Origin of the sequence: Nocardia vinacea NBRC 16497 (assembly GCF_000308835.1) — a bacterium.
Classification (GTDB): domain Bacteria; phylum Actinomycetota; class Actinomycetes; order Mycobacteriales; family Mycobacteriaceae; genus Nocardia; species Nocardia vinacea.
Map to the genome: position 1 here is coordinate 1 of NZ_BAGN01000175.1, position 7,332 is coordinate 7,332.

General features: G+C 66.9%; 9 protein-coding genes. 4 read left to right on the forward strand and 5 right to left on the reverse strand.

Annotation, left to right across the window (positions count from 1 at the left end):
* On the forward strand, positions 1-735 hold a 735-nt coding region (locus ON44_RS23500; protein ID WP_040693703.1), incomplete at its 5' end, for an alpha/beta-hydrolase family protein.
* Between the two features lie 60 nt (positions 736-795).
* Positions 796-1,242 (forward strand): SRPBCC domain-containing protein, encoded by a 447-nt coding sequence (locus tag ON44_RS23505; protein WP_040693706.1) that lies wholly within the window; start codon positions 796-798, stop codon positions 1,240-1,242.
* Positions 1,243-1,584: 342 nt separating this feature from the next.
* On the opposite strand, the gene ON44_RS23510 is transcribed toward ON44_RS23505, so the two are convergent.
* A complete protein-coding gene (locus ON44_RS23510; protein WP_040693708.1) occupies positions 1,585-2,172 on the reverse strand; it encodes a TetR/AcrR family transcriptional regulator in 588 nt (195 codons plus the stop codon).
* Positions 2,173-2,280: 108 nt separating this feature from the next.
* Here ON44_RS23510 and ON44_RS23515 point away from each other — a divergent pair, with 108 nt between their 5' ends.
* Positions 2,281-3,126 carry an SDR family NAD(P)-dependent oxidoreductase gene (locus ON44_RS23515; RefSeq protein ID WP_040693711.1) on the forward strand — a complete coding sequence of 282 codons (846 nt, stop codon included), beginning with the start codon at positions 2,281-2,283 and terminating at the stop codon, positions 3,124-3,126.
* Positions 3,127-3,210: 84 nt separating this feature from the next.
* On the opposite strand, the gene gatA is transcribed toward ON44_RS23515, so the two are convergent.
* Both gatA and gatC read right to left on the reverse strand, forming a co-directional pair.
* Positions 3,211-4,725: an Asp-tRNA(Asn)/Glu-tRNA(Gln) amidotransferase subunit GatA gene (gatA, locus tag ON44_RS23520; protein WP_051182368.1), complete on the reverse strand. Its 1,515-nt coding sequence runs from the start codon at positions 4,723-4,725 to the stop codon at positions 3,211-3,213.
* The gene (gatC, locus tag ON44_RS23525) at positions 4,722-5,021 is read right to left on the reverse strand and encodes an Asp-tRNA(Asn)/Glu-tRNA(Gln) amidotransferase subunit GatC (protein ID WP_040693716.1); all 300 of its coding nucleotides are present in this window, start codon (positions 5,019-5,021) and stop codon (positions 4,722-4,724) included. Before gatC ends, gatA begins: the two co-directional genes overlap by 4 nt.
* 295 nt (positions 5,022-5,316) lie before the next feature.
* Here gatC and ON44_RS23530 point away from each other — a divergent pair, with 295 nt between their 5' ends.
* Complete coding sequence (locus ON44_RS23530; RefSeq protein ID WP_040693718.1) at positions 5,317-5,967, forward strand: ACT domain-containing protein; 651 nt, start codon at positions 5,317-5,319, stop codon at positions 5,965-5,967.
* A 65-nt stretch (positions 5,968-6,032) separates the two neighbouring features.
* Here the strand turns inward: ON44_RS23530 and ON44_RS23535 are convergent, their stop codons facing one another.
* Together ON44_RS23535 and ON44_RS23540 are read right to left on the reverse strand one after the other, a co-directional pair.
* Positions 6,033-6,542 carry a GNAT family N-acetyltransferase gene (locus tag ON44_RS23535; protein ID WP_040693719.1) on the reverse strand — a complete coding sequence of 170 codons (510 nt, stop codon included), beginning with the start codon at positions 6,540-6,542 and terminating at the stop codon, positions 6,033-6,035.
* A 126-nt stretch (positions 6,543-6,668) separates the two neighbouring features.
* Positions 6,669-7,013 (reverse strand): hypothetical protein, encoded by a 345-nt coding sequence (locus tag ON44_RS23540; protein ID WP_051182369.1) that lies wholly within the window; start codon positions 7,011-7,013, stop codon positions 6,669-6,671.
* Between the last annotated feature and the right edge of the window lie 319 nt (positions 7,014-7,332).

Genomic DNA, 7,332 nt, shown 5'->3' on the forward strand with positions numbered 1-7,332 from the left:
TCATTAGGCGCGGAGGGGCGCAAGTTCGTCACCGGATCGCCCGCCGGACCGATCCGGGTGTACGTCGGACTCGACTCCGCACCCGATCTCGATTCCCGTGTGGCCCTTGCCATTCGAGAGCTGGAACGGTCCGGAGGATTCGAACGGTCGAATATCGTACTCGCGGTGCCGACCGGGTCGGGATGGATCGATGCGAATGCGGTTCGCGGGTTCTACGAACGCTTCGGCGGTGACGTCGCACTCGTCGGGATGCAGTACTCCTACGCCCCCAGTTGGGTGACCTTCGTCTTCGGGCGCGACGATGCGGTCGTGTATGCGCGCGCGCTGTTCGATGCCGTGCAGCGCCGCATCGACACGCTCGATCACAAGCCCAAGCTTTACGTCTACGGGCAGAGTCTCGGCGCGCTCGGCGGGAGCTCGATATTCGCCGACGACGCCGACCAGGACCGACGGACCTGCGCGGTGCTCTGGGCGGGCCCACCCGCCGGTCGAGCGCATCGGGCGGGCGCGACGGTATTGGCCAACAGCTCGGATCCGGTTGTGCATTGGTCGCCGTCGCTGCTGTGGCGCGCACCCGAGCTCCGCGATGTTCGGGTGGATGCCCCTGTGCCACAATGGCTTCCGGTGATCAGCTTCCTGCAGACCAGCGCGGATCTGCTCGCGGCACTGAACGCGCCGCCGGGCCACGGTCATCGCTACGGCACCGATCAGGGCACCGCCATGGGTACCTGCTGACCCGTGACTTTCCTGCTGAGAGGCTTGATCACCTATAGAACATGTTCTAATTTGCTAACCATGCCCTTTGTCATCGATGCCACCGTCGAAATCGACGCCCCCGCCGAACTGGTGTGGCAGGTGATCACCGACCTGCCCCGCTACGGCGAGTGGAACCCCTTCTGCATCGAATGCCGCAGCACCCTCGTCCCCGGCGAACCGATCGATATGCTGGTCGCGCTCTCCGGCTCCAGCCCGCGCCGCCAGCGCGAATGGATGGTCTCGCACACCCCGGGCACCGAACTCAGCTACTCGATGAAGCCGGTCCCCCTCGGCGCCCTGCACAGCCTGCGCTCACACCGAGTCACCGCACTCGGCCCCGACCGCACCCGCTACGAATCCCACTTCGAACTCGGCGGCTGGCTGCGCCCCCTGGTAGTAGCCGCCCTCGGCAAGAACCTCCAACGCGGCTTCGCCGGCATGACCGAAGGCATCCAGAAGCAAGCCGAATCCCTCCGCGCCCACTAACCACCCACCTCCCGTACCAGAATCCCAGCGCGGCTGCCGCACACCCCCCGAGCACGTCACACAACGACACGCCGTCCGGCGCGCCGAGTCCCACACACGAACATGTGTGCGGGAGCGCATGCGTCGGCTCAGCCTCGGACACAACTCGAGCGCGAACCGAACCACGCGACACACCCAGGCCACGCATGCAGGAGCGCATGCGCCGACCGAGCCAGGCCACGAGCCGACCTCGATGTCGAGTAGCGGGATGTGTCCGGGCAGCACTCCTGGTCCGCGGGCGTCATCTCGCCGCCGATCTTGCGGGCGGCTCATCTTCTGGTGATCGCACTCGCGATCACCAGGTCAGGGCGCGAGGTGCGCGAGCGCTGCTTCGAGGGTGGCGTCGGCGTAGGAGTCGGTAAGACCGGGAAGGCCCAGGGACCAGCGGGATTGGATCGGACCGAGGAGCAGATCGGTCGCGAAGTCCGCATCGAGATCGGGGCGCAACTGTCCGGCTCGAACGGCAGCGGCCAAGCGTTCGGCGATGGCGGCACGCTGCGGGAGCAGGAGTCGCTCGCGGTAGGCGTCGGCGAGTTCCTGATCCTGTTGGATCTCGATATACATCGCCCGCAGGAAGGCCTCGAAACTCGGATCGGTGAGCTCGGCGATCGCGCCGCGGAGCAGTTCACGTAGGTCCGCGCGAATGTCGCCGGTATCGGGAAGTACGAGACCATCCGGGCCCGAATAGAGTTCGAGCATCGCGTCGAAGACGACGGCCCCCTTCGATGGCCACCAACGGTAAATCGTCTGCTTGCCGACCCCGGCGCGGGATGCGATCGCCTCGACGCTCAACTTCGCGTAGGGCAGCTCACGGATCAGTTCGGTGGCGGCGCCGAGAATCGCAGCGCGGGCACGTTCGCTGCGCCTGGCTGCGCTGGGTGTTTCGGCCATGATGAGACTGTACCAACAACGAGACGAAACGTCTCGTCTTGACAAGACGGAATCAGATTGGCATGGTCATCAAACGAGACGGAGCGTCTCGCGACGAGAGGATCGACAATGACCAGAACCTGGTTCATCACCGGTGCGAACCGCGGGCTGGGGCGGGCGTTCACGCTCGCCGCGCTCGCCGGTGGCGACCGCGTTGTCGCGACCGCTCGCGACCCACGATCGATGACCGATATCGACGACGGCCGATTGACCGTGCTGCCCTTGGATGTTCGCGACCGCGACCGTGCGATCGCCACGGTGGACAAGGCATTCGCGATCGCGGGCAGTATCGATGTGATCGTGAACAACGCGGGATACGGTTTGGTCGGTGCGGTCGAGGAACTGACCGAAGCTGAGATCCGCGCCCAGATGGATACCAATTTCTATGGCGCACTGTGGGTTTCGCAGGCCGCCGTGCCGCATCTGCGCCAACAGGGCTCGGGGCATATCGTGCAGATCTCGACCGTCGGCGCGGTCGGCAGCCTGCCGCTTTTCAGCATGTACAACGCGAGCAAATGGGCGCTGGAGGGTTTCGGCGCGTCACTCGCGGATGAGTTGCGGCCCTTCGGAATTCACGTCACGCTGGCACAGCTCGGCGGTTTCGATACCGATTGGGCGAAGTCGAGCATGAAGTTCGCGACGGCGCGCCCGGCGTACAAAGAACTGCGCACCGGCATCCTGGGCATGCCGGACTACCCGGACCCGACCGCCCCACCGCCGGAGACAGATGCCGAGCCCGAGTGGGTGGAAGCGGCCCCGGAAGTCGCTGCGGCGGAACTGATCGCGCTCGTGAATATGCCGAACCCGCCGGTGCGCAAGGTAATCGGCCCCGGCGCACACCAAATGGTCGCGATGGCATTGGATCAGCGGCGCCAGGACTACCTCACCGACCCCGAGTTCGTCTGGCCCGCGTAAGGATGTCCTGAGCGCCCGATCCCGTCGAGTTCACACGGAATCCCGCATGATCGAGACCGGAATGGGCGCTCAGGTCGATACTTCTCAGGCGACCGGACCCCGCGCGGCCTCATACGCCGCACCGACGCGATACAGCCGATCATCGGCAAGCGCGGGAGCCATGATCTGCAGACCCACCGGCATCCCGTCGTCCTTGCTCAATCCGGACGGCACCGACATCGCCGGATGCCCCGCCAGGTTCGTGGGCAGGGTGCACAGGTCGGAGAGGTACATCGCCAGCGGATCGTCGACCTTCTCACCCAGCTTCCACGGGGTGAACGGGCTGGTCGGGGAGACCAGGACGTCGACCTGCTCATAGGCCTTGTCGAAGTCGCGGGCGATCAGCGTACGCACCTTGAGCGCCTGACCGTAGTAGGCGTCGTAGTATCCGGCCGACAGCGCGTAGGTGCCGATCATGATGCGGCGCTTGACTTCCGGGCCGAATCCGGCGGCGCGGGTCGCGGCCATGACCTGCTCCGCGCTGTGGTTGCCGTCGTCGTCGACGCGCAGTCCGTAGCGCATCGCGTCGAAGCGCGCCAGGTTCGAGGACACCTCGCTCGGCAGGATCAGGTAGTAGGAGGCGAGCGCGTATTCGAAGTGCGGACAAGACACTTCGACGATCTCGGCGCCCAAATCCTTCAGTACGCCGACCGCGGCATCGAAGGATGCGATGACGCCCGGCTGATAGCTGTCGGAGTGCAGCTCCTTCACCACACCGACTTTCACCCCGCGCAGATCGCCCGTGGCGCCCTGGCGTGCCGCAGCGACCACCGGCGGCACCGGCACATTGCGGGAGGTGGAGTCGCGCGGGTCGTATCCGGCGACGACCTCGTGCAGCAGCGCGGTATCGAGCACCGTGCGCCCACACGGACCACCCTGATCCAGCGAAGACGCGCACGCGACCAGACCGAACCGGGAGACGGTGCCATAGGTCGGCTTGGTGCCGACGGTCGCGGTCACCGCGGCGGGTTGCCGAATCGACCCACCGGTATCGGTGCCGATCGCCAGCGGCGCCTGATGCGAAGCCAGTGCGGCCGCCGAGCCACCACCCGAACCACCCGGAATCCTGGTGGTATCCCACGGATTCCGGGTCGGACCGAAGGCCGAGTTCTCGGTGGAGGAGCCCATCGCGAACTCGTCCATATTCGTCTTGCCGAGGATCGGGATGCCCGCGGCGCGCAACCGGCCGGTCAGCGTCGCGTCGTACGGTGCGACCCAGCCCTCGAGAATCTTCGAGGCACATGTGGTCGGCATATCCGTGGTCGTGAAAACGTCCTTGAGCGCCAACGGAACTCCGGCCAGCGGCGAGGCGGGCGCATCACCAGCGGCGAGCGCGGCGTCCACCGCGGCGGCCGCGCTGAGCGCCTCGTTCCCGGCCACGTGCAGGAATGCGTGGTACTCGCCGTCGACGGCGGCGATCCGATCCAGATGCGCCTGGGTGACCTCCACCGAGGTCACCTCGCGGCCGTGGATCTTGGCCGCCAACTCGGCGGCAGACAGCGCGGTCAGGTCGCGGCCACCGCCACCTCCCACGGAATCGCTACGCGATGCTGAACTCATTCGCCCTCTCCCAGGATTTGCGGAACCAGGAACCGCTGGTCCTCGACCGCGGGGGCGCCCGAGAGCGCCTCGTCCGGGGTGAGGCACGGGATGACCTGATCCGGACGCGTCACATTGGTCGCCGGATTCGGCGACGCGGTCGCCGGTACATCGGCGGCGGCGACCTCGGAGATGGTCCGCACGTGACTCAGGATCGAATCCAACTGACCGGCGAACTGATCCAGTTCGGCTTCGGACAGGGCGAGCCTGGACAGCCGGGCGAGGTGTGCGACCTCGTCGCGGGAGATGGCGGGCACCGCGGACCCCTTTCGGCATGGTTGAGCTTGGTGAACGGCCACCGAACAGCCTAGCGACTCCCCACTGACCCTTTCGAGCGACCTGCAAGCAGTCGCTACGGCGACAACTTTCACAGGAGCCGCGCATGCAACGACACACCCCACCGGCTAGCGTGACACGCCGCTTCCGCGTGAATTCGCGCTGTGGCATCCGTCACTGGCCGCACTTCGAGTCGATAACCGGGACTTGTGGGTGTAAGTATTGCGTCACCCGGGTATTCGTTCAGAGCCTCGGCCGCCAAGGAAAGGAACGCGCGTGTCTTACCTGCTCCGCGTGCAACTTCCGGATCGACCCGGAAGCCTCGGTGCGCTCGCGCTCGCACTGGGCTCCGTCGGCGCCGACATCCTCTCCCTCGACGTGGTCGAGCGGGGTGCGGGATTCGCGGTCGACGATCTCGTGGTCGAGGTGCCGCAAGGTGCGCTACCCGACACGTTGATCACCGCCGCCGAATCGATCGGCGATGTGCACGTGGACTCCATCCGCCCGTATTCCGGTGTGCTGGACACCCATCGCGAACTCGAACTGATCGATCAGGTCGCCAGCGCCCGCGACGATCGGCTACAGGTGCTCGTCGACGGAGTGCCGCGAGTGCTGCGCGTCGGCTGGAGCACGATCATCGATATGGGTCCGCAGGGGGCCTACCGCGTCGTCGGCAGTCAGAGTGCGCCGCAGACGCAGGCGGGTTCGGCGCCGTGGATGCCGTTGGAGAAGCCCGCCGTCCTGGATCCCGAGGGCGACTGGGTGCCGCAGATCTGGCGCGATATGGATACGAAGCTGGCCGCCGCGCCGCTCGGAAATACCGGCAGGGTGCTGCTGCTCGGACGTCCAGGCGGGCCCGACTTCCGCCCGTCCGAGGTGGCGCGACTCGGTTACCTCGCCGGGATCGTCGCGACTGCATTGGGCTGAGGACGCGCTGATTTCTGACCGCGCCGGTCGCCGCTCGGCCGATACCGGTCGGTGCTGTCGGAGACTCAGGCTCGCAGATCCAGCCGTAGCACCGACAGCCATTCGCCCGCGCCGGTCGTCCAATCCCGTTCCGGCGCAGGGACGAAACCGAATCGGTCATAGATCCGCCGCGCGTCGACCATGGCGGGCATCGTGGTAAGCACCACGGCGGCAAAGGATTCGGCCCGTGCGGTCTCGATGACGGTGCGCACCAACGCCGTTCCCGCACCGAGCCCGCGCGCCGACTTCGACACGGCGAGCATCCGGAACTCCAACTCCCCCGGCCGGGCGATCTCGGCGTATGGCGTTCCCGGCCGAGCCACCGCCAGCGAACCGACCACCCGATCGTCGTGCACCGCGACCAGCACCTGCGCCGCACCCGCACGATGGGTGATATCGGCGAGTTCGGTGACATACGGGCTGCCGGGACGCACATAGCCCTCGCCCACATAGACCTCGACCGTCAGGTCACCGACGGCGTCGTATTCGTCCGGGCGAGCGTCGCGAACGACGACCTGGGAGTCCTGCACATCCATACCGGCATACTCCCACCGCCCGAGCGGCCACTCCGCAACAACCCGGTCGGTCGACCGATCGACGAGACTCGCCGCGCAGCGCCGCCGACACGATGTAGAACTGCCGTGCGCCGGCGTCGAGGCCGGTCAGGAACCGAGCCCAGGACGCGCGCCCGGATGCGAGATCTGCCAGCGTTCCGGTTTGCCCGACGGGTAGACGACCGGGATGAGGTCCCCGATGGCAGGCCAGTTGTCCACGTCCCACACCAGGCGGCCGTACACCACAGTGCCGGGCACCGACGGGCCGGTCAGATTGCCGGTAATGGTCACGTACTGCTCGCCGGTCGCGTCGGGCCGCGGACTCACCCCGGTGACATACAGCGTCCCCGTCTCCGGATTCGACAGCCGGACACCATTGCGCCCACGCAGGTAGAGCATGACCATCGCCACCAGCGCGCCGACCATGATCACCAGCATCGCGAACTGCACCATGGCACCCATGCTATTGGTCCGGGCAGGCATATTGCGGCGCCCAGGAGCGGCAGCAACCGATGCCAGCGCAAACACGCTCATCAGCAGCCCGAGCCGCACCATGCCCACCCGCGCTCGGTCCGGACTACCGCGGCGCTACTAGGCCCAGCAACCGAGCCCGCCGCGGGTACTCACCAGCATCCCGACGCACCACGCCACCCGCGCTCGACCCGGACTACCGCGGCGCTACTAGGCCCAGCAACCAAGCCCGCCGCGGGTACTCACCAGCATCCCGACGCACCACGCCACCCGCGCTCGACCCGGACTACCGCGGCGCTAC

Bases quoted from the DNA above. Each gene is read 5' to 3' on its own strand.
- ON44_RS23540 (WP_051182369.1), bottom strand. From the start codon at position 7,013: ATGGTGCAGTTCGCGATGCTGGTGATCATGGTCGGCGCGCTGGTGGCG.
- ON44_RS23510 (WP_040693708.1), bottom strand. From the start codon at position 2,172: ATGGCCGAAACACCCAGCGCAGCCAGGCGCAGCGAACGTGCCCGCGCT.
- ON44_RS23515 (WP_040693711.1), top strand. From the start codon at position 2,281: ATGACCAGAACCTGGTTCATCACCGGTGCGAACCGCGGGCTGGGGCGG.
- gatA (WP_051182368.1), bottom strand. From the start codon at position 4,725: ATGAGTTCAGCATCGCGTAGCGATTCCGTGGGAGGTGGCGGTGGCCGC.
- ON44_RS23535 (WP_040693719.1), bottom strand. From the start codon at position 6,542: ATGGATGTGCAGGACTCCCAGGTCGTCGTTCGCGACGCTCGCCCGGAC.
- ON44_RS23505 (WP_040693706.1), top strand. From the start codon at position 796: ATGCCCTTTGTCATCGATGCCACCGTCGAAATCGACGCCCCCGCCGAA.